Here is a 21,783-nt window from a genome sequence, read left to right as displayed (position 1 = left end):
CCGGATCAGGCGAACCTGGCGGACACACCTCCGTCCACGGCCCAGTCCGCGCCGGTGACGAATCCCGCGGCGTCGGACAGCAGGAAGGCGACCACGGAGGCGACCTGTTCCGGGGTGCCGAGGCGGCCGAGGATGTGTTTGGACTCCGCTTCCCGGCGGACCTCGGGCCGCTCCTGCTCGAAGTACTCGGCCAGCAGGTCGGTCTCGATGTAGCCGGGGCTGACCGCGTTGACCCGGACGCCCCGGGGCCCCACCTCAAGGGCCATGCTGCGGGTCAGCCCCACCAGCCCCGCCTTGGCCGAGGCGTAGGGGAACATGCCGGGGCAGGTCATCGTGGCGTGCATGGAGGCGATGTTGACGATCGCGCCGCGCCCCCGGTCCGTCATGCCGGGCAGGACGGCCCGCGCCATCAGCCAGGCTCCCTTCAGGTCGACGCCGAACACCTCGTCCCACTGCTGGGTGGTCATGGTGACCACGTCGGCGTAGGAGTTGCGTCCCGCGTTGTTGACCAGCCCGGTCGCCGGGCCGAGTTCCCTGCCCAGGGCGGTCACCGCGTCCTGGACCTGGCCCTCGCTGGTGATGTCGCACTCGGCCCAGCTGGCGGCCGGACCGATGAGGCGCGCGGTCCGCCGCGCGCCGTCCCCGTCGATGTCCAGCAGACCCACCCGGGCACCGGCGGCCGCCGCCGCTGTGGCGACGGCGGCACCGATGCCGCGGGCCGCACCGGTGACCAGCACCACGTCGTCGGTCAGGTCGATCATGTCGGTCCTCTCCTTCCGCGCGAGGCGGATGCCGTCGGATCAGCTAACGAAACCAGACCTGCCGGTGACGCGGCGCGGCCGGCTGTCAGGGCAGCAGCCGCACCCGTGCCGTGCCGCTCCAGCCGGCCGGAAGCGTGATCGCGGGGTCGATGTAGTTGCCCCAGGCGAGGTCGGGGTAGTTGAGGCGGGCGCTGACGATCAGGCCGACGCCGGGAGCCCGGAGCGGGAACGCGTCGCCGGTCAGCGCCTCGAACGCGTCGAGCACCACATGGGCGCCGGACGCGGACGCGTTCTTGCGGCCGGTCACCCGGACGGTGACGGTGTGCTCGCCCTCGGCCAGCCCGGTGCGTTCGAACGCGCGCTGCTGGAACCGCTTCTCCGTCGCGTAGAGGTCCACCTCGGTGACGGCTCCGCCGTCGACGGAGACCTCGGCGATCCCCTGGTTCGGGCCCTTGGGGCAGATGAAGCGGACGCCGGTGCCCCAGAACGTGGCGGTCGCGGTGTCACCCGCGGTGCTGCTGAAGGACTCGGTCCGCCCGAGGTCGCCGCTCGTCCATGCCTCGGCCGAGTCCGCGTGCGTCCACGACCCGGTGTAGAGGACCCTGTCCGAGGCGTCGTCGATGACCGGGTTCACGACCTGGAAGGCGTCGACGAGGGCATGGGCGCCCTTGGAGGCGGCGTTCTTGGTGCCGGTGCACTCCACCTTGACGGTGTGCCGGCCGTACGTCAGCTGCGCGCTCCGGAAGACGAGTTGGGCCGGGGTCTTGCCCGTTCCGTAGAGGTCCACGGTCTCCGCGAGCTTGCCGTCCACCGAGATCTTCACGATGCCGAGGTTGTCCGCCCTGGCGGAGTAGAGCCCGACTCCGGTGCCCGTGAACGTCAGTTCCGCCGCCGCTCCGGCCGCGTCGGTGAAGGACTCCGTGCCGAACAGGTCACCGGCGGTGTAGTCGGCGCTCGCGTCCGCGTGGGTCCAGTCGCCCGTGTAGACGATCGCGGCGGAGGCGTCGTCGATCAGGTCCGGCTCCACGGGCGCGAGGCGGACCGAGTCGGTGCCGTCGGACTCGACCTGTACGCCCGCCCCTCCGGCACCCGCTGTGGCCCTGGCGATCCGCACCCCCGCCTTCGTGCTGCGGAAGTCGTTGGTCCAGTGGGCGGTGCTGTCCTTGCCGAACAGGAAGTAGCTGTGGGTGTCCTGCCCCCAGGACCAGTCCGGCCGGGTGCGGTAGCCGTCGGTCCCGGAGCCCCGGCTCCTGGTCGCCGTGCCGGAGGTCCGTCCGATGTGGTCGTCGGGGTACGCGGTCCACTGCCCGTCCCGCTGCCAGCTCAGGGTGTCCGTGCCGTCGGCGAGGACGTACCGGACGCCGACGTCGCTGATCTGGCCGGAGGGCGGGTTGGCGAGCGTGTAGGCCGTCGTCAGCAGGCCGCGCGGGCTCACGGTCACCTTGACGGTGGTGCCGATGGTGCCGAACCGCCCCTTGAGGGTGACGGACACCTGGCCGCCGGCCGTGGTCACGGTCGCGGACGTGCCGGCCCACCGGCCGGGAACGGCACGCGAGATCACCAGGTCCGGGCCGCCGCTGAGAATCCTGGTGCCGTCCGCGTACGCCTCGGTGAGCCGTGCGGTGTGCTTGTCGAACACCACCGTGAACGGGGCGTCGACGCCCTTGACGGTGATCGTGTCCGCGGTCTCGCCGACGGTGGGCGCCGTACCGCTGTCCGAGGGGAAGGACGGCTCCGCCCGGGTGTTGAGCCACAGCCGGTACTCGTCCACCAGGGCCGAGCCGCGCCGGAAGGTGAGCCGCAGGGCGTCGCCCGTTGACCAGGCACCGGCCGGGACCGTGAGCGTGCCGCTGCTCCGGGGCGCGATGTCGATGCCCCGGAGGGTGCCCGACCTGGCGCCGAGCCGCCAGCTGACGTCCAGCTCACCGAGGTTGCTGTGGTCGTACCAGTTCTTGACGGGCACCGCGATGGCGCGTCCCGGGGTCAGGCCGGTGAGCACCCCGTCGTCGATCCGCACCGGGGAGAAGGCCTTCTGGGTGAGCCAGAACTCGGGCTTGCGCCGCCGCCACAGGTCGATGACGCCCCACTCGCCGTAGCCGACCGGCCCGTTGTCCAGGTGGAACACCTCGTCGATGGCCGCCCAGATGGCACCGCCCACGACGCCGTCGGTGGTGCGGAACTTCTCCGCCAGCTTCGCGATGCTGTGCCCCCAGAAGTCGCGCACCCCGGGGTCCTCCCTGAGCGTGCCCACGTTGTAGCAGGGCACATGGGCGAACTCGCCATACTGGATGGGCTGCTTCGCGTTCCCGTTGGCGTTCTGGAGACTGGGGTAGTGGCCGCTGTAGATGTCGGTCTGGTTGCCCCCGTTGCTCTGGCCCATGTCCTCGAAGAGCGTCGGGCGGGACGGGTCGGTCTCGTGGGCGTAGGTGTTCTCCGCGGCGAAGTTGCGCCCCATGCCGCTCTCGTTGCCGACGGACCACTCGATCACGGAGGCGTGGCTGCGGTCGCGCTCGATCATCTCGGCGAACTGGGTCGTGTACTGCTCGGTGTAGGCGGGATCGTCAACGGTGGCCTGCTGGAAGCAGACCGGCGACTCGACCTCCACGTAGAGCCCGAGGCGGTCGGCCCAGTCCAGCAGCGCCGGGGTCGGCGGGTAGTGCGAGGTACGGATGAAGTTGCAGTTCGCCTCCTTGTAGAGGCGGGCGGCCTGCTCCTCCATCGCCGGGTTCGTCGAACGGCCCTGCTTCTCGGTGATGCTGTGGTGGCAGACCCCCAGCAGGTGTACCGGCTTCCCGTTGACGACCAGTTGGTTGCCCTTGGCCTCGACCTGCCGGAACCCGATCTTCCGGGTCACCGTCTGCGTCACGCCCCCGGCGGTGAACTCGGCCGACAGGGTGTACAGGTGGGGGTGTTCCGCGTCCCACTTGAGCGGGGCCCTGACCGGTATCACGGCCTGGCTCTGCGGGGCCTTGTCCGTCAGGGTGATCTTCGAGGGCGTAAGCGGTACGGGCTTGCCCGCGGGGTCGGTGAGGGTGAGCCGGGCCGTTCCGCTCTGGCCGGACTGGAGCGCGGCGGCCGCGGTCACGGTGAGCGTGGCGTCCTTGTACGCGCTGTCGAAGGCCGTGTCGGCGTGCAGCCTGGTCAGGTGCGCGGCGGGGAGGGCCACCAGCGTCACGTCGCGCAGGACGCCGCCGATGATGTGGTGCGCGTAGTCGGACTGGCCCGCGATGCTGGTGGCCCGGTCGGTGACGCCGAGCGTGACGAGGGCTTCGCGGCCGGGCGTGACCAGGGCGGTGATGTCGGCGTACCAGGTGGTGAACCCGCCGTCGTGGGTGCGTACGGCGGTGCCGTTGACCCACAGCCGGGCGTAGTTGTACACGCCGTCGAAGCGGAGCATGACGCGCTTGCCGGTGAAGTCCGCCGGGACAGCGATCTTCACCGCGTAGGCGCACTCGGTGTCCGAGGGCACCGTCTCGCCCTGGAGGGCGGGTTCGCCCGGCACGTCGAGCGGGTGCCACGAGGACGTGTCGGTGCCGGGGGTCCAGAACGAGGCCGGGGGACTGGACGTCCAGCGCCATCCCGAGGTGATGGGAACGAGCGGCGTACGCACTCCGGAGACGGTCTCCGGCAGCGGCGGGATCACGGGCGGGGCCGCGGCGGCATGGGCGGGCGCGGCGAGGAAGACGTTGCCCGCGACGGCGAGGAATCCGGCGGCCGCCAGACTCTTCAGCGCGCTGCGACGGCTGAACCCGTCGGCCGGCCGGTCGGTGTCCGGGCAGTCGGAAGGCTTACGGCGGTGAGGGAGCGTCACGTCAGGCCCTTCTTCTCCACTTGGCTGCTGCTGGGATGGGTTGTTCGTGAACTGGTGAGGGGATGGGCATCGGGGGGTTCACCGGGCCGCTCAGCTGGGGAGCCCGACCGCGCGTTCGCCGCTGCGGCGCTGCTGGATGACGACGGCGATGACGAGGAGGGCGCCCTGGGCGACGTTCTGCCAGAAGGTGTTGATGCCCTGGACGGTGAGCCCGTTCTCCAGGCAGCCGAGCAGGGCGACGGCGAGCAGGGTGCCGCCGATCCCGCCCTTGCCGCCCTTGAGCGCGGCGCCGCCCAGGGCGGCGGCGGTGATGGCCTTGAGTTCGAGGCCCTCGCTGCCGGAGGTGGGCTGGCCGGAGCCGGTGCGGGCGGTCAGCAGGATGCCGGCGACGGCGGCGACGACGCCGATGAGGGCGTAGACGCAGATCAGGTACTTGTTGATGTTGATACCGGCGAGGCGGGCGGCGGTGTCGTTGCCGCCGATCGCGTAGATGTTGCGGCCGACGTCGGTGTACCGCAGCAGGAGGTGGACGAGTACGGCGACGACGATGAGGATCCAGACCATGACCGGGAGACCGGCGATCTTGCCCCGGCCGAGGAAGACGAAGAAGTCGTCGTTGAGCACGTAGCCCTGGGCCCGCCCGTCGGACAGGAGCTGGGCGAGCCCCTTGTAGGCGGCGAGCCCCGCCAGGGTGGCGATCGTGGGGTTGACCCGGCCGTAGACGATGATCAGCCCGTTGAGTACGCCGGTGAGCAGGCCGACGCCGATGGCCGCGGCCATGCCGAGGAAGGCGTTGGTGTTGGTGCTGGTGAAGACCATGGCGCTGACGACGGAGGCCACCCCGGTCTGCGAGCCGACCGAGATGTCGAGGCCGCCGCAGATGATCACGACGGTCTGCACGATCGCGAGGAGACCGGTGATGGTGGCGGCCTCTGCGATGACCTGCATGTTGGACAGGCTCAGGTAGTTGTCGTTGAGGATCCCGAACAGGACGAGTACCAGGATCAGCGCGCCGACGAGGCTGATGTTCTGCCCGCTGACGCGGGAGAGCAGCCTCGGCCGGGAGGAGCCGGGGTCTTCCGACGGCTCCTTGACCGCTGGGGAGGGGGCGGTGGTGGTGGTCATGACGTGGCTCCGGGGGTGCTGGTGCTGATGATGTCGTCGGCCATCGCGAGCGCGAGGATGGATTCCTCGGTGGCCTCGTCGTGGTTCAGCTCGCCGGTGATGCGGCCCTCCTGCATGACGACGACCCGGTCCGCGAGGCCGAGGAGTTCGGTGAGTTCGGAGGAGATGACCAGCAGGGCGACGCCCTCGGCGGCGAGGTCGGCGATGATCTGGTAGATCTCCGCCTTGGCCCCGACGTCGATGCCCCGGGTCGGCTCGTCGAGGATCAGGACCTTCGGCTTGCGGGCCAGCCAGCGGGCCAGGACGACCTTCTGCTGGTTGCCGCCGGACAGCTTGCGCACCTCGTGGTCGATCGTCGGTGTGCGGACCCGTAGGCGGTCGGTGTAGTGCTGGGCGAGCTCGCGCTCCGCGCTCCGCCGGACGAACCGGGAGCGCCGCAGCCGGTCCAGGACGACCAGCGAGATGTTGGCCCGGACGGACTGCTGGAGGAAGAGGGCCTGGGCCTTGCGTTCCTCCGGCGCGAGTCCGAGTCCGGCCCGGATCACCGCGCCCGGCCGGCCGCTCGGCAGCGGGGTGCCGTCGAGGGTGGCGCCGCCGCTGTGGACGGGCTGGTCACCGGCGAGGGCCAGGGCGAGTTCGGAACGGCCCGCCCCGATGAGACCGGCCAGTCCGACGACCTCGCCCGCGTGGACCTGGAGCGAGATGTCGGTGACGTCGTCCGTGCTGAGGTGCCTGACGTCGAGGACGAGCCGGTCGGTGGCCACCCGCTGCCGCACGAACATGGTGGAGAGGTCGCGGCCCACCATGAGGCGCACGAGTTCCGCCTCGTCCGTCGTGTCCGCCTGCTGGACACCGACCAGGCTGCCGTCGCGCAGCACGGCGATGCGGTCGGCGAGCCGGAAGATCTCCTGCATGCGGTGCGAGACGTAGACGATCGCGATGCCCTGGTCGCGCAGCCGCCGGATCAGCGCGAACAGGGCCTCCACCTCGTGTTCCGCCAGGGAGGAGGTGGGTTCGTCGAAGGCGATCAGCCGGGCCGTCGTCGCTCCGGTGAGGGCGCGCATGATCTCGACCAGCTGGCGTTGCGCCGGGGTGAGCTGTGAGCCCAGGAGACCGGGATCCAGGACGCCGGCGAAGCCGAGCCGGGCCAGGTCGGCCTCGATCCGGCGGCGCAGCTCCGCCCGGTCGAACCGTCTGCCGGACTTGCGGGGCAGGGCGCCCGCGTAGACGTTCTCGGCGACGGAGATGTGCGGGATGATCTCCGGTTCCTGCGGGATGATCCGGATGCCGGCGGCGCGCGCACGGGCCGGGGAGTCGAGGGTGACGCTCTCGTCGCCGAGGACGATGTGCCCCTCGGTCGGCTGGTGGTCCCCGGTGAGGATCTTGAGCAGGGTCGACTTTCCCGCACCGTTCTCGCCCATCAGCGCGGTGACCTGACCCGGCGGGAAGTCGAGCGTGATCCCGCTGAGCGCCCGCACGGCACCGAACTGTTTGGTGACCCCCGAGATGCTGACAGCCGCGGCTTCGGGCGGTCCGCCGGAGGGGTCCGGGCCGGCTGTCGGGGGCGGGGGCTTGGTCATGTGTCGATTCACCTCGAAGGCGTGGCGCAGGGGGTGGTCAGGGGGTGGGGCCGGTGTCCGGGGCGTGCCGCCGCCCTGCGGCCACCACGGCCCGGCCGCCGCGGGGCGGGACGGTTCAGCCGCAGCTGAGGCCGGAGCTCTTCCAGGTGGAGTGGTCGACCATGGTGGTGGGGGCGAAGGCCTCCTCGGGGAAGTCCTTGCCGTTCTTGAGCTTGTCGTACATGGTCTGGACGGCCAGCGCGCCGACGTCCTTGCCGTTGATGAAGAGGGCGGCCTTCATGCCGCTCTTCTTGTCGGTCTGCCATTCCTTGCAGGCGAGGTAGGCCCCCAGGCCGACGCCGATGACGTGGTCGGGTCCGATCCCGGCGTTCTGCAGAGCGGTGACCCCGCCCATGGCGTTCTCGTCGTTGCAGCCCCAGACGACCCAGTTCCTGACCTTGGCGTTCGCGGTGACCGTCGCGGCGATCTTGTCCTGGGCGCCGGTGGGGGTGTTGTCGGTGGCCACGTTGATGGTCCGTACGCCCGGCACCGCCGCGTCGAAGGCCTTCCTGGCCGAGTTGACGCGGTCACCGCAGACGGTGACGTCCTGCTTCCACGCCGAGACGACTCGGGTGTCCGCGGCCTTCCAGCCGGCCTTCTTGAACTCGGCGGCGGCGCGCTTGCCGACCTCGGTGCCCATCTGGGCGCCGCTGAAGCCGATGCGGGACACCAGGTCGTCCTTGCCGCACATCGCCGGGTCGGGGCCGGTGGTGCAGATCTGGTCGTCGGAGGTCAGCAGTGCGACCTTGCCGTCCTTCGCTGTCTGCGCGACCTGAGGACCCACCGCCGGGTCGGGGACGACGATGATGACGCCCTTGGCCTTCTGGGCGACGGCGGACTGGACCTCGCTGACGGTCTTGTTGGCGTCGTTGCCCAGGTTGACCACCTTGAGGCTGACGCCGAGTTCTCTGGCCTTCGCCTTGGCACCGGCCGCCTCGCCCACGAAGTACTCCTGGTCGCCCTGCTTCTGCAGGTACGTGATGGAGATCTTGCCGTCGACCTTGCCGACCGAGTCCTCCCCGGAACTCTCCTTGCCCGAGGAGCACGCGGTGCTCAGACAGAGCGTGAGCAGCAGGCCGGTGGCGACGGCGGTGGACCGACGGGACGGACAGAACATGGGAGCTCCTTCGTGCTGGCAGCGACCGCCGCGCATCGCGCCGCGGGGGTCGTGTCGTGTGGTGCGGACCGATGTGCCGGTTCGCGGGGCGCGCCGGGGTGAGGGGGCAGGAAGCGGACAAACCGCACCGCTCCGTCACTCTGCATCCCACGGGTTCGCGCTTTCGTCATTTGATAGCATCATTAAATTCGTCGCCAGGGCAACCCCTTGCACGGTCACAGCGCGGTCTCGGGCGTCGGTGCCTCGTGGCCGTACCCACCGGAGGGCCACACATGGCAGAGCCAGAGATACCGTCAGCCGCCGCTCCCACCACGGGTGGCGGCCCGCTAAGAAGCCGCGCCTGGTTCGGCGACGGCGGCAAGAACGGATTCATCGCCCGTCACCACCTGCGCGCCATGGGACGCGGAGGTCACAACTTCGACGGGCGCCCCGTCATCGGCATCTGCAACACGTACTCCGAACTGACCCCGTGCAACGGCCATTTGCAGATCCTGGCGGACGCCGTGAAGCGCGGAGTGCTCCAGGCGGGCGGCTTCCCGCTGGAATTCCCGGCGATGTCCCTCGGTGAACCGTTCCTCCGGCCGACCTCGATGCTCTACCGCAATCTCGCGGCCATGGAGATCGAGGAGCAGATCAGGGCCAACCCGCTCGACGCCGTCGTGCTGCTCACCGGCTGCGACAAGACCACCCCCGCCGCGCTGATGGGCGCCGCCAGCGCGGGCGTACCCGCCATCGTGCTGACCGGCGGCCCCATGCTGAACGGCCGGTTCAGGGGCCGGGACGTGGGCTCCGGCACCGACATCTGGCGCATGACGGAGGAGCTGCGCGCCGGGACGGTATCGCAGGAGGAGTTCACCGAGTTCGAGTCGTCCCTGAACCGTTCGGCGGGCCACTGCATGACCATGGGCACGGCCTCCACCATGGCCTGTCTGACGGAGGCGCTGGGCATGATGCTCCCCGGCGGCTCCGGGCTGCCCGCCGTGGACGCCCGGCGCGGCACGCTCGCCGAGGAGACCGGCGCACGCGCCGTGGCGCTCGCGGGAAGCGACCTCACCCCGGGACGGATCATGACCCGGCACGCCTTCGAGAACGCCATCCGGGTCAACGCGGCGATCGGCGGCTCCACCAACGCGGTGGTCCACCTGCTCGCCATCGCCGGCCGGCTCGGCGTTCCGCTGGAGCTGGACGACTTCGACCGGCTCGGGGCCGAACTCCCCCTGCTCATCGACCTGATGCCGTCCGGGCGGTTCCTCATGGAGGAGTTCGCCTACGCGGGCGGGCTCCCGGCTCTCGTCAACGACCTGCGGGACGGCCTGCACGACGACACCGTGACGGTCACCGGCCGCTCCCTGACGGCCGGCTGCGCGGGTGCGCAGGTGTACGACCGCGAGGTCATCCGGGCGTTCGACAACCCGGTGCTGCCCGCCGGGAGCGGAACGGCCGTGGTCCGCGGCAGCCTCGCCCCGGACGGCGCCGTCATCAAGCAGTCGGCCGCCGCACCGCACCTGCTGGACCACACGGGCCCCGCCCTCGTCTTCGACGCCCTTGAGGACTACCTCGCGGTCGCCGAGGACCCCGCGCTCGACGTCACCGCGGAAACGGTCCTGATCGTGCGCAACACCGGACCGCGCGGCTATCCGGGCATGCCGGAGGTGGGCAACCTGCCCCTCCCGAAGAGGCTGCTCGACGCCGGGATCAGGGACATGGTGCGGGTGTCCGACGCCCGCATGTCCGGCACGGCCTTCGGCACCTGTGTGCTGCACGTGGCGCCGGAGGCGGCTGCCGGTGGTCCGCTGGCGCTCGTCCGTACCGGAGACCGGGTCAGGCTCGACGTACCCGGCCGACGGCTCGACGTACTGGTCGACGAGGCCGAGATGGAGCGGCGCCGCTCCGCGTGGCGGCCGCCGGAGCCGCCCGCCGCCCGTGGCTGGACCCGGCTCTACACCGAACACGTCACGCAGGCCGACACCGGCGCCGACCTCGACTTCCTGGTCGGCTCGACCGACTCGACCCCGCCCCGCCAGGCCTTCTGAGGAGCCGACATGGCCGCACACCCGAACAAGCCCGTCGACACACTGGTCCGCGGCGTCTCGCCCGTCCTGGAGGTGCCCTTCCGCGGTGACGGAGCGCTCGACCCGGATGGGTTCGCCACCGTGGTGGACCGGGTCCTCGCCGCCGGGGTCGGTTCGCTGATGTTCCCCGGCTTCGCGAGCGAGTTCCACAAGCTCGAACCCGACGAGAGGGAGCTGCTCACCGAACTCCTGCTGCGGCGGACCCGCCCGCGTCACGATGTCGCGGCCATCATCTCCGTACCCGACCATGCCACCCGCTCCGCGGTCCGCCAGGCGCTCCGGGCCGCCGAACTCGGGGCCGACGCCGTCAACCTGCTCCCGCCGCACTTCCTCGCGCCCTCCAGGGACGCCGTCTCGGCCCATCTGCGCGAGGTGCTCGCCGCCGTCGACCCGCTGCCCGTCGTGGTGCAGTACGCCCCGGCGCAGACCGGAACGGCGCTGGACGCGCCCACGCTGCACCGGCTGGCCGCGGACCACCCCAACCTGCGCTGGGTCAAGGTCGAGTCCGCCCCGCCCGGCCGGCTCATCGCGGCTCTGGCCGCAGGTCCGCGTCCGCTGCCCTCCCTGGTCGGCTACGCCGGTCTGCAACTCCCCGACGCCCTGCGGCGAGGGGCGGCCGGCGTGCAGCCGGGCTGCTCCTTCACCGAGCTGTACACCGGGATCTGGGAGCTGTGGGAGCGCGGCGACGAGGCCGGGGCCGTCGCCCTGCACACCCGGATGCTGCCCTACCTCTCGTACTGGATGCAGAACGTGGAGCTCATCATCGCCGTGGAGAAGGAGATCTCCGTACGCCGTGGCTGGTTCGCCTCCGCGCACTGCCGGGCACCGGGTTACCGGCTGGACGGGGAGGAGCTCGGCATGATCGACCGCTTCTGCGCGGAGTTCGCGCCCCTCGTACCGGAACTGGCCCGATGAGCGCCGAAGTCGTCGTCTGCGGCGAGGCCATGCTCCTCCTGCTGGCCGAGCCCGGCGTGCCGCTGGAGCACGCGCTCTCCTTCCGCCGCTCCGTCGCGGGCGCCGAGAGCAATGCGGCCGCGGGCCTCGCCCGGCTCGGGCACTCCGTCCGCTGGCTCGGCCGCGTCGGTGACGATCCGGCGGGGCGGTCCGTGCTGGCCCAGCTCCGCGCGCAGGGCGTGGACACCGGGTACGCGGTGACGGACCCGGAGGCCCCGACCGGGGTCCTCATCCGGGACAGCCACCCGGCGCGCGCGATCGACGTGCAGTATCTGCGTGCGGGCTCGGCCGCGTCCCGGCTTTCGCCGGAGCAGCTGGAGCCCGGCATGTTCGAGGGGGCGCGTCTCGTCCACGTCACCGGAATCACCCCGATGCTGTCGGAGTCCGCGCACCGGGCGACCTGGCGCCTGGCCGAACTGGCGCGGGCGGCCGGCGCGGTGCTCTCGTTCGATCCGAACATCCGCCACAAGCTCGGTCCGCCGGACCGCTGGCGCGAGACCGCCGGCCCGCTGCTGGCCCGTGCGGACGTGGTGCTGGCGGGCGAGGACGAGCTGGAGGCGCTCGGTGTGCCGGACCCGGCCGCCCTGCTGGACTCCGGCCCCGGCACGCTCGTCGTGAAGCACCGCGACAAGTCCGCCACGTGCCTCACCCGCGGCGCCGGGGCGCACCACCGTCCCCCCTTCGACGTGCCGGTCACCGACCCCGTGGGGGCGGGGGACGCCTTCGCCGCGGGCTTCCTCTCCGGTCTGCTGCACGGCTTCGACACCGCCCGTTGCCTGAGCCGGGCCGCCGCGGTCGCCGCCCTGGTCGTCCAGTGCCCGACCGATACGGACGGGCTGCCCGACCGGGCCGGCCTCGACCGCGCCCTGGCCTCGTTCACCGGCGCCGGCACCGAGAGCGTCATCCGCTGACGCGGGACCCAGCAGCAGGACTTCACCAGCAGGACTCAGGAACAGAACTCCGGAACGGGAGAGTACGAACGCCATGTACCGCTGGGAGACCGTCCAGGCCGTCACCGCACAGCGTGTGTTCGGCATCATCCGCACGACAGGTCCCGACGAGGCCGTCGCCGCCGCGGAAGCCGTACTGAACGCCGGGCTGAACTCCGTCGAGATCGCCCTCACCACACCGCGCGCCCTCACCGCCCTGGCCCACCTCACCGGGACCCGCCCGGGCGCCCTGATCGGCGCGGGCACCGTCATCGACGCGACCGCGGCACGCGCGGCCGTGGAGGCGGGCGCCCGTTTCCTCGTCTCACCGAGCCTCCACCCGGAGGTGATCCGCACGGGCCACCGCTACGGGGTCCCGGTCTTCCCCGGCGTCACCACCCCGACCGAGATGGTGCACGCCCTGGAGGAGGGCGCCGACGCGCTGAAGCTCTTCCCCGCGTCGGCCTTCTCGCCCAGCTGGCTGCGCGACGTACGCGCCGCACTCCCCCAGGCCCCCGTACTGCCCACCGGAGGTGTGACAATCGACAACGCGCCGGAATGGATCGCCGCGGGGGCGGTGGCCTGCGGCATGGGGTCGGCACTGACATCGGGCGGCGCCCGCGCCGCGGGTGACCGGGTGAGCACCCTCCTGCGCACCCTCGCCGGAGCCCGTTGACGTCACCGGACGGCAGCACCGGCGGGTGCCGGGCGTTTCGAGAACGAGCGACAGGGAGTGGCGTGGAACTGCACGGACTGCACGGCCAGGTGGTCAACCGGCTCGGGGAGTCCCTCGCCGCGGAGGAGATCCGGGCGGGCGACGTGCTCCGCCTGGAGGACGTACAGGACCAGTACGGAGTCTCCCGCACCGTGGCCCGCGAGGCGGTCCGGGTCCTGGAGTCGAAGCGCGTCGTCACCAGCCGGCCCCGCATCGGCATCACCGTGCGGCCGATGACCGAGTGGAACCTCTACGACCCCCAGGTGATCCGCTGGCGGCTGGCCTCCCCGTTCCGCAGCGCCCAGTTGCGCGAACTCACCGAGCTGCGGGCCGCGGTGGAACCCTCCGCCGCGGCCCTCGCGGCGGTGAGCGCCCCGCCCGAAACCCGCGACGCGCTCGTCGCGCTCGCGGAGGCGATGGAGACGGTCGCCCGCGCCGATGACACCCCCGGCTTCATAGCGGCGGACCTGGCCTTCCACCGCGCCCTGCTGAACGCCTCGGGAAACGGCATGTTCGCCCAGCTCTCCGAGGTCACGGAAGAACTCCTCGTCGCCCGCCGCGACCTGCCCCTGATGCCCGACCACGTGGACGCGGACGCGGTACGCCGCCACATGGAGGTGGCCGAGGCCATCGCCGCCGGACGCCCGGAGACCGCGTCACGCTGTGTCCGCGCGATCGTCGACTCCGCCCACCGCGAGGTCGAGCAGCTGCTGGAGGGTGGCACCCACTGCGCGCTCAGCGGCCGCCCCGGATCGCCCGGCGCCGGCACGACGTGACGCCGGCCTGCCGGATGGGCCGCCCTTCGGACACCTGCGGGACGGCTCACCGTGCGACTCGGGCCGATCGCGGATACGGCCCGTCACATCACCGCGCGGGAGCGGCCGTCGCTCAGGCGTTCGCGGGTCCTGGCATGAGCCATCCGAAGGAGCCCGCGGCGGGTCGCCGCGGCGCTCAGGCGGCGCATACCCTGACCCGGCTAGCGTCGCGACGGCAATTGTGCAGCTCACGACGTTTCTGCAGTGGTGGGGCGGGTGGGACTCGAACCCACGGCCGACGGATTATGAGTCCGCTGCTCTAACCGGCTGAGCTACCGCCCCGTTTCGGCGTGGCGCGTACATGTGTACGCGCCGTCTGCCGCAGCATAGCCGGTCATACGATCTCTCGCTCCGGGTGCCCGGGTACTCGTGACCATGAAGACCGCACTGCTCCCTGCCCGGTTCCGGGTGACGCGAAGTTGACGCGAAAGAGTCACGCCGGCCCCACGTGCACCACGGGTCCGGACCGCCGGGGACCGGATTCGGGCACACGAAAAAGGACCCCGCAGGGCCCTCTTCCGTTCCGCTCCCCCGACTGGACTCGAACCAGTAACCCTCCGGTTAACAGCCGAATGCTCTGCCAATTGAGCTACAGGGGATCGCGCTCCCCCGACTGGACTCGAACCAGTAACCTGCCGGTTAACAGCCGGCTGCTCTGCCAATTGAGCTACAGGGGATTGCTGCGTTGCCTCGGACGGCACCTGCCTGGCGGATGCCGGGCGGCGGACGTTCGCTGCGACACATACATTAGCGCAAGCAGGGGGGTGCTTTGCCAATCGGTATCGGCCGGGGTGATCTCCGACGCCCGCGGGTAGGCGAGCAGCACACGTCGCACGGAGTGAAGGAAGGGTGGCAGCCATGCGGTACCGGCTCACGTTCATCGCCGGAGTGGCCCTCGGTTACGTGCTCGGCACGCGCGCCGGGCGGGAGCGTTACGAGCAGCTGAAGAAATCCGCACGCCAGTTCGCCCAGAACCCGGCCGTGCGCAACACCTGCGAATCGGCGGCCCAGAGCGGCCGTGAGTTCGCCGGGAAGGCGGCCCACGCGGTGGGCGAGAAGGTCGGCGACAAGGTCCCGCCGTCGGTGGCGGACCGGGTGCGTTCGCTGCGCGGGCGCGGGGCGAACGGCGAGGACGACTGGGGTACGAGCAACACCTGAGGACGGCGGCCGAGGCCGGCCCCTGAGGCCTCGTCCCTCCACAGCTGCCGCACCGCCGTGCGGGAACGCTCCGGCGGTGCGGCAGAATCTGTGTATGGGCATAGTCGCCGGCTTGGACAGTTCTTCCGCCTTCACGCACATCGTGGTCTGCGATACGGACACGGGTGCCGTACTGCGCCAGGGGTACGCCGCACACCCCGTGGAGGCGAAGGCCACCGAGGTCGACCCGCAGGCGTGGCTGCTCTCACTCGGTGAGGCGGCCGGCGGCGGGCTGCTCGAAGGCGTGCAGGCCATCGGTGTGTCCGCGCAGCAGCACGGGCTCGTGCCGCTGGACCACCAGGGCAACCTCGTACGTCCCGCGCTGCTCGGCAACGACAAGCGGGCGCAGGTCGCCGCGGCCGACCTGATCGACGGACTGGGCGGGCGGCAGGCCTGGGCCGAGGCGGTCGGGGCGGTGCCGCAGGCCGCGCAGCCGGTGTCGAAGCTGCGCTGGCTGGCGCGGACCGAGCCGGAGATGGCGCAGCGGGTCGCCGCCGTGCTCCAGCCGCACGACTGGCTGGTGTGGCAGCTGCTGGGCCGTCCGGCGCGGCGGACCACCGACCGGGGCGCGGCCTCCGGGACCGGTTACTGGTCGGCGGGCAGCGAGTCCTACCGGCCGGATCTGGTCGAACTGGCCCTTGGCCGGCAGGCGGCGCTGCCCGAGGTGCTCGGACCGTGCGAAGCGGCCGGGACGACGCCGGAGGGCCTGCTGATCTCGGCGGGTACCGGAGAGACGATGGCGGCGGCGTTCGGGCTGGGGGTCGGGGTCGGTGACGCCGTGGTCTCGCTGGGGGCCTCGGGCTCGGTGATGGCGGTGCACCACGAGGCGCTGGCCGATCCGACCGGGATGATCACCTCGTTCGCGGACGCGACCGGGATGCACCTGCCGGTGGTGCACACGTCGAACGCGGTACGCGCGCTGCGCGGGACCGCCGAGATGCTGGACGTGGAGGGGCTGGAGGAGCTCTCGTCGCTGGCGCTGAAGTCGACGCCGGGCGCCTCCGGACTGGTGCTCCTGCCGTATCTGGAGGGTGAGCGGACTCCGCACCTGCCGCACACCGCGGGGACACTGAGCGGGCTGCGGCGCGAGTCGATGAAGCCGGAGCACCTCGCTCGGGCCGCGTTCGAGGGGATGCTCTGCTCGCTGGCCGACGCGCTGAACGTGCTGCGGGACCGCGGGGTCGAGGTGCGGCGGGTGTTCCTGCTGGGCGCCGCGGCCGAGCTGCCGGCCGTGCGGGCGCTCGCGCCGATGCTGCTGGGGACGCAGGTGGTCGTGCCGGAGCCGGCGCAGTACGCGGCGCTGGGTGCGGCCCGGCAGGCGGCCTGGGCGCTCGGGGTCTCGCAGGGGACGCTCGATCCGCGCACTCCCCCGGTCTGGCGGGACGCGGCGGCGCAGGTGCTGGATCCCGGCGAGGAGCTGCCGGTCGGCAAGGCGGTGCGCCAGCAGTACGTGGCCACGCGGGACCAGATCCACCCCGGGGCGTTCGACGCCGCGCGCTGAGAGGCTGCCTTCGGCGACCCGCCCGGGTGCCGGAAGGACGTTCGACGGCGGAATTATGGACCGGGTCTGTTTTTTGACCTGGACTTGAATAAAAACGTTCGCGGTCGCGGTGTGCGGTGCCGGAAAATGGGTCGACTCCCGACCTATGCCGACTCCGAGAGACACGCGTGCTCATAAAACTCCTGCGGACCTATCTCGGTCCGTACAAGAAGCCGATCGCGCTGCTGGTGGTCTTCCAGCTGCTCCAGACCTCCGCCGCCCTCTATCTGCCCACCCTGAACGCCGACATCATTGACAACGGTGTCGTCAAGGGCGACACGGGCTACATCCTTCAGTACGGCGGCGCCATGATCGTCGTCAGCATCGCCCAGGTGGTCTGCAACATCGGGGCCGTCTACATCGGTGCCCGTACCGCCTCCGCGCTCGGCCGCGATGTCCGGGCGTCGGTCTTCGACCGGGTGCAGTCGTTCTCCGCGCGTGAGCTCGGCCGGTTCGGCGCGCCTTCGCTGATCACCCGTACGACCAATGACGTCCAGCAGATCCAGATGCTGATCCTGATGACGTTCACGCTGATGGTCTCGGCGCCGATCATGTGTGTCGGCGGCATCATCATGGCGCTCGGCCAGGACGTCCCGCTGTCCGCGGTGCTCCTCGCGGTGGTGCCGGTCCTCGGGATCGCGGTGAGCCTGATCGTGAAGCGGATGCGTCCGCTGTTCCGGACGATGCAGGAGCGGCTCGACACGGTGAACCGGGTGCTGCGCGAGCAGATCACCGGCAACCGCGTCATCCGCGCCTTCGTCCGCGACGACTACGAGGAGAAGCGTTTCCGGGGCGCCAACACCGAGCTGACCGATGTGGCACTGTCCACAGGCCGGCTGATGGCACTGATGTTCCCGACCGTGATGACGGTCGTGAACGTGTCGTCGATCGCCGTCGTCTGGTTCGGTGCGCACCGGATCGACAGCGGCGGGATGCAGATCGGCGCGCTGACCGCGTTCCTCTCGTATCTGATGCAGATCGTCATGTCGGTGATGATGGCCACCTTCATGTTCATGATGGTGCCGCGCGCCGAGGTGTGCGCCGAGCGCGTCCAGGAGGTCCTGGAGACCGATTCCAGCGTGGTGCCGCCGGTCGACCCGGTGACCGAACTGCGCGCCCACGGGCATCTGGAGATCCGGGGCGCCGACTTCCGCTACCCCGGTGCGGAGGCGTCGGTGCTCCGCTCCGTGGATCTGGTGGCCCGGCCCGGCGAGACGACCGCGATCATCGGGTCGACGGGCAGCGGCAAGTCGACGCTGCTCGGTCTCGTACCCCGGCTGTTCGATGTGACGGACGGTCAGGTGCTGGTCGACGGGACGGACGTGCGGACGCTGGCTCCGGCACTCCTGGCGAAGACCGTGAGCCTGGTCCCGCAGAAGCCGTACCTGTTCTCCGGAACGGTCGCGACCAACCTGCGGTACGGAAACCCGGACGCGACCGACGAGGAGCTGTGGCACGCGCTGGAGGTCGCCCAGGCCAAGGAGTTCGTCGAGGGCCTGGAACACGGTCTGGACGCGCCGATCGCGCAGGGCGGCACCAATGTCTCCGGCGGGCAGCGGCAGCGGCTCTCGATCGCCCGGACGCTGGTCCAGCAGCCGGAGATCTACCTCTTCGACGACTCGTTCTCCGCGCTGGACTACACCACGGACGCCGCGCTGCGCGCGGCTCTGCTGCGGGAGACCGCGGCCGCGACCGTGGTGATCGTCGCGCAGCGGGTGTCCACCATCCGCGACGCCGACCGGATCCTGGTGATGGACGAGGGCCGGGTGGTCGGCTCCGGCAGCCATCGCGAGCTGATGGAAGGCAATGAAACATACCGGGAGATCGTGCTCTCCCAGCTGACGGAAGCGGAGGCCGCGTAATGGCCGGGCCTGGCGGACGCATGATGGCGGGCGGGGCGCCGACCGAGCGGTCCATGGACTTCAAGGGCTCCACGAAGCGGCTGCTGAAGCGCTTCGCCAAGGAGCGGACCACGCTGTACGTGATGCTGGTGGCCGGCGCGCTGAGCGTGGCGCTCTCGGTGGTCGGCCCGAAGATCCTCGGCAAGGCCACCGACCTGGTGTTCGCCGGGGTCATCGGCCGGCAGATGCCGGAGGGGACGAGCAAGGAGCAGGCCCTCGCGGGTCTGCACAAGACCAACAGCGGCCTGGCCGACATGCTCTCCAAGGTGGACTTCACCCCGGGCAAGGGCATGGACTTCGACGCGATCGGCCATGTGCTGCTGGCCGCGCTGATCACGTACGTCGGTGCCGGGCTGCTGATGCTGGTGTCGACGAGGCTGTCGATCCGGGTCATCAACCGGGTCGTGTTCCAGCTGCGCGAGGACATCCAGACGAAGCTGTCTCGGCTGCCGCTGTCGTACTTCGACCGCGCCAAGCGCGGCGAGGTGCTCAGCCGGGCGACGAACGACATCGACAACATCTCGCAGACGATGCAGCAGACGATGGGCCAGCTCATCAACTCGGTGCTGACCATCATCGGCGTGCTGATCATGATGTTCTGGATCTCGCCGCTGCTGGCGCTCGTCGCACTGGTGACGGTGCCGCTGTCGGTGGTCGTGGCGACCAGGGTGGGCAAGCGCTCGCAGCCGCAGTTCGTCCAGCAGTGGAAGGTGACGGGCAAGCTCAACGCCCACATCGAGGAGATGTACACCGGACACAACCTGGTGAAGGTCTTCGGCCGGCAGGAGGAGTCCGCGCGGGACTTCGCCGAGCAGAACGAGGCACTGTACGAGGCCGGGTTCAAGGCGCAGTTCAACAGCGGGATCATGCAGCCGCTGATGATGTTCGTGTCCAACCTGAACTACGTGCTGATCGCCGTGATCGGCGGGCTGCGGGTGGCCTCCGGCGCGCTGTCCATCGGTGATGTGCAGGCCTTCATCCAGTACTCCCGGCAGTTCTCCATGCCGCTGACCCAGGTCGCCTCGATGGCGAACCTGGTGCAGTCCGGGGTGGCCTCGGCCGAGCGGATCTTCGAGCTGCTGGACGCGGAGGAGCAGGACGCCGACCCGGCGAAGGGCGAGGGCGCGCACCCGGAGGAGCTGCGCGGCAGCGTCTCGCTGGAGCACGTGTCGTTCCGCTACGACCCGGAGAAGCCGCTCATCGAGGACCTGTCGCTGAGTGTCGAGCCGGGTCACACGGTCGCGATCGTCGGACCGACCGGTGCGGGCAAGACGACGCTGGTCAACCTGCTGATGCGGTTCTACGAGGTGACGGGCGGCCGGATCGCCCTGGACGGGGTGGACATCGCGAAGATGTCCCGCGCCGACCTGCGGTCCGGAATCGGCATGGTCCTCCAGGACACCTGGCTGTTCGGCGGGACCATCGCGGAGAACATCGCGTACGGCGCCTCCGGCGAGGTGGGCCGGGAGCAGATCGAGGAGGCGGCGCGGGCGGCCCACGCCGACCGCTTCATCCGCACCCTGCCGGACGGCTACGACACGGTGATCGACGACGAGGGCACCGGCGTCAGCGCGGGTGAGAAGCAGCTGATCACCATCGCGCGGGCGTTCCTGTCCGACCCGGTGATACTGGTGCTGGACGAGGCGACCAGCTCCGTCGACACCCGCACGGAGGTGCTGATCCAGAAGGCGATGGCGCAGCTCGCGCACGGCCGTACGAGCTTCGTGATCGCGCACCGGCTCTCCACCATCCGGGACGCCGACGTCATCCTGGTGATGGAGAACGGCTCGATCGTCGAGCAGGGCACGCACGACGAGCTGCTGGCGGCGGACGGCGCGTACGCGCGGCTGTACGCGGCCCAGTTCGCGCAGGCGGTCGCCGAGGTCGACTAGGGCCTGATCCGCCGGACAGGCCCTGGACCGGGCCGCTCCGCGGCTGCCCCCGGCCCGTACGCTCGTGCGTCAGTCGAGGTAGCCGCGGAGCTGGTCCGCGAAGGCGTGGTCCCGGAGCTTGTTGAGGGTCTTGGACTCGATCTGGCGGATGCGTTCACGGGTCACGCCGAAGATCCGGCCGATCTCCTCAAGCGTGCGGGGCCGGCCGTCGGCCAGCCCGTACCGCAGCTGGACCACCTTCCGCTCGCGCTCGTTGAGCGTCGAGAGCACCACGTCCAGGTGTTGGCGCAGCAGCAGGAACGCGGCGGACTCGACGGGGGACGCCGCGTCGCCGTCCTCGATCAGATCGCCCAGCGAGACGTCGTCCTCCTCCCCGACCGGGGCATGCAGGGAGACGGGTTCCTGGGCCAGCCGCAGCACCTCGCCCACCCGCTCGGGGGTCAGGTCGAGCTGGGCGGCGACCTCCTCGTGCGTCGGTTCGTAGCCCCGTTCCTGGAGCATCCGGCGCTGGACCCGTACGACGCGGTTGATCAGTTCGACGACATGGACCGGGACCCTTATGGTCCGCGCCTGGTCGGCCAGCGCGCGGGACATGGCCTGCCGGATCCACCAGGTCGCGTACGTCGAGAACTTGTAGCCGCGGGCGTAGTCAAACTTCTCGACGGCCCGGATCAGTCCGAGGTTTCCCTCCTGGACCAGGTCGAGCATGGTCAGTCCGCGCCCGACGAAGCGCTTGGCCACGGAGACGACCAGGCGCAGGTTGGCCTCGATGAGGCGGCGTTTGGCCATCCGGCCGATGACGACGAGCCGGTCCAGGTCAACGGCGAGGCGGGTGTCGGGGTCCGGGGTGCGGGCGAGGCGCTCCTCCGCGAACAGCCCGGCCTCGACGCTGCGGGCGAGCTCCACTTCGTCGGCGGCGGTGAGCAGCGGGATGCGGCCGATCTCCCGCAGGTACTGCCGGAACAGGTCGGAGGACGGCCCGCCCGTGTCCGGCCGGCCGCGCGGCGCCGGGGGCTCCGGCAGCTCCGCCGACTCCTCCATGACCGCCTCGGACGGCTCGGACGGCTCGGACGGTACGGGTGGCGGCGGGTCCGCCGCGGCCTCCGGATGGCGTACGGCCCGGTGCTGCGCGGGGATGGCCGCGGCATGCTCGGTCTTGCTCACGGTCCGGGTCTGCACGGGGGCGACCTCCAGGTGATCGCTGCCGGACCGCGGGGATGGAGGACCACCGGTCGGTGGGCCGGCCGCGCTCCGATGACTCAGGCACCGCCACCCAGTGTGGGGTACGACACACAGCTGCCACGAGGGGCGTGCGGGGACTTTCTGAGACCGGGC

The 21,783-nt window shown here is 70.9% G+C and carries 15 protein-coding genes and 3 tRNA genes; 9 read left to right on the top strand and 9 right to left on the bottom strand.

What is annotated here, in order from left to right; genetic code table 11:
* Window positions 1-5 precede the first annotated feature (5 nt).
* From ACIP89_RS02715 to ACIP89_RS02695, 5 genes are all read right to left on the bottom strand, one after another.
* A complete protein-coding gene (locus ACIP89_RS02715) occupies window positions 6-761 on the bottom strand; it encodes an SDR family NAD(P)-dependent oxidoreductase (RefSeq protein ID WP_402112570.1) in 756 nt (251 codons plus the stop codon).
* Window positions 762-846: 85 nt separating this feature from the next.
* Complete coding sequence (locus tag ACIP89_RS02710; protein WP_402112567.1) at window positions 847-4,572, bottom strand: glycoside hydrolase family 2 TIM barrel-domain containing protein; 3,726 nt, start codon at window positions 4,570-4,572, stop codon at window positions 847-849.
* Between the two features lie 90 nt (window positions 4,573-4,662).
* On the bottom strand, window positions 4,663-5,697 hold the full coding sequence (locus ACIP89_RS02705) for an ABC transporter permease (protein WP_402112564.1): 1,035 nt from the start codon (window positions 5,695-5,697) through the stop codon (window positions 4,663-4,665).
* Complete coding sequence (locus ACIP89_RS02700) at window positions 5,694-7,277, bottom strand: sugar ABC transporter ATP-binding protein (protein WP_401922208.1); 1,584 nt, start codon at window positions 7,275-7,277, stop codon at window positions 5,694-5,696. Before ACIP89_RS02700 ends, ACIP89_RS02705 begins: the two co-directional genes overlap by 4 nt.
* A gap of 115 nt (window positions 7,278-7,392) precedes the next feature.
* The gene (locus tag ACIP89_RS02695; RefSeq protein ID WP_402112562.1) at window positions 7,393-8,433 is read right to left on the bottom strand and encodes a substrate-binding domain-containing protein; all 1,041 of its coding nucleotides are present in this window, start codon (window positions 8,431-8,433) and stop codon (window positions 7,393-7,395) included.
* Between the two features lie 272 nt (window positions 8,434-8,705).
* Here ACIP89_RS02695 and ACIP89_RS02690 point away from each other — a divergent pair, with 272 nt between their 5' ends.
* The 5 genes from ACIP89_RS02690 to ACIP89_RS02670 all read left to right on the top strand — a co-directional run bounded on the left by ACIP89_RS02690 (window position 8,706) and on the right by ACIP89_RS02670 (window position 13,879).
* Window positions 8,706-10,466, top strand: coding sequence for an IlvD/Edd family dehydratase (locus tag ACIP89_RS02690; protein WP_402112559.1), 1,761 nt, complete (start codon window positions 8,706-8,708; stop codon window positions 10,464-10,466).
* Between the two features lie 9 nt (window positions 10,467-10,475).
* Entirely contained in the window at window positions 10,476-11,420 is a 945-nt protein-coding gene (locus tag ACIP89_RS02685) for a dihydrodipicolinate synthase family protein (protein WP_402112558.1), read from the top strand.
* Window positions 11,417-12,370 (top strand): sugar kinase, encoded by a 954-nt coding sequence (locus ACIP89_RS02680; protein WP_402112555.1) that lies wholly within the window; start codon window positions 11,417-11,419, stop codon window positions 12,368-12,370. Before ACIP89_RS02685 ends, ACIP89_RS02680 begins: the two co-directional genes overlap by 4 nt.
* Before the next feature lie 73 nt (window positions 12,371-12,443).
* Window positions 12,444-13,064 (top strand): bifunctional 4-hydroxy-2-oxoglutarate aldolase/2-dehydro-3-deoxy-phosphogluconate aldolase, encoded by a 621-nt coding sequence (locus tag ACIP89_RS02675; RefSeq protein WP_402112552.1) that lies wholly within the window; start codon window positions 12,444-12,446, stop codon window positions 13,062-13,064.
* Between the two features lie 62 nt (window positions 13,065-13,126).
* A complete protein-coding gene (locus ACIP89_RS02670; protein ID WP_401921349.1) occupies window positions 13,127-13,879 on the top strand; it encodes a FadR/GntR family transcriptional regulator in 753 nt (250 codons plus the stop codon).
* A 244-nt stretch (window positions 13,880-14,123) separates the two neighbouring features.
* Here the strand turns inward: ACIP89_RS02670 and ACIP89_RS02665 are convergent.
* From ACIP89_RS02665 to ACIP89_RS02655, 3 genes are all read right to left on the bottom strand, one after another.
* Window positions 14,124-14,200: transfer RNA gene (locus ACIP89_RS02665), tRNA-Ile, on the bottom strand.
* Between the two features lie 244 nt (window positions 14,201-14,444).
* Window positions 14,445-14,517 (bottom strand) — tRNA-Asn (locus ACIP89_RS02660).
* A 5-nt stretch (window positions 14,518-14,522) separates the two neighbouring features.
* Window positions 14,523-14,595, bottom strand: a tRNA-Asn gene (locus ACIP89_RS02655).
* Window positions 14,596-14,776: 181 nt separating this feature from the next.
* Here ACIP89_RS02655 and ACIP89_RS02650 point away from each other — a divergent pair.
* The 4 genes from ACIP89_RS02650 to ACIP89_RS02635 all read left to right on the top strand — a co-directional run bounded on the left by ACIP89_RS02650 (window position 14,777) and on the right by ACIP89_RS02635 (window position 20,448).
* On the top strand, window positions 14,777-15,076 hold the full coding sequence (locus ACIP89_RS02650) for a YtxH domain-containing protein (protein ID WP_401921350.1): 300 nt from the start codon (window positions 14,777-14,779) through the stop codon (window positions 15,074-15,076).
* A gap of 94 nt (window positions 15,077-15,170) precedes the next feature.
* Window positions 15,171-16,616 carry an FGGY family carbohydrate kinase gene (locus ACIP89_RS02645; protein WP_401921351.1) on the top strand — a complete coding sequence of 482 codons (1,446 nt, stop codon included), beginning with the start codon at window positions 15,171-15,173 and terminating at the stop codon, window positions 16,614-16,616.
* Window positions 16,617-16,783: 167 nt separating this feature from the next.
* Complete coding sequence (locus tag ACIP89_RS02640; protein ID WP_401922198.1) at window positions 16,784-18,517, top strand: ABC transporter ATP-binding protein; 1,734 nt, start codon at window positions 16,784-16,786, stop codon at window positions 18,515-18,517.
* Window positions 18,517-20,448 (top strand): ABC transporter ATP-binding protein, encoded by a 1,932-nt coding sequence (locus ACIP89_RS02635; RefSeq protein ID WP_401921355.1) that lies wholly within the window; start codon window positions 18,517-18,519, stop codon window positions 20,446-20,448. The genes ACIP89_RS02640 and ACIP89_RS02635 overlap by 1 nt, the downstream gene beginning before the upstream one ends.
* A gap of 69 nt (window positions 20,449-20,517) precedes the next feature.
* Here the strand turns inward: ACIP89_RS02635 and ACIP89_RS02630 are convergent, their stop codons facing one another.
* Window positions 20,518-21,627: an RNA polymerase sigma factor gene (locus ACIP89_RS02630; RefSeq protein ID WP_402112549.1), complete on the bottom strand. Its 1,110-nt coding sequence runs from the start codon at window positions 21,625-21,627 to the stop codon at window positions 20,518-20,520.
* Window positions 21,628-21,783 lie beyond the last annotated feature (156 nt).

Source organism: Streptomyces sp. NPDC088730 (assembly GCF_044751215.1).
GTDB lineage: Bacteria > Actinomycetota > Actinomycetes > Streptomycetales > Streptomycetaceae > Streptomyces.
Note: the sequence above shows the minus strand (reverse complement) of the source record. Positions and strands in the feature narration are given on the sequence as shown.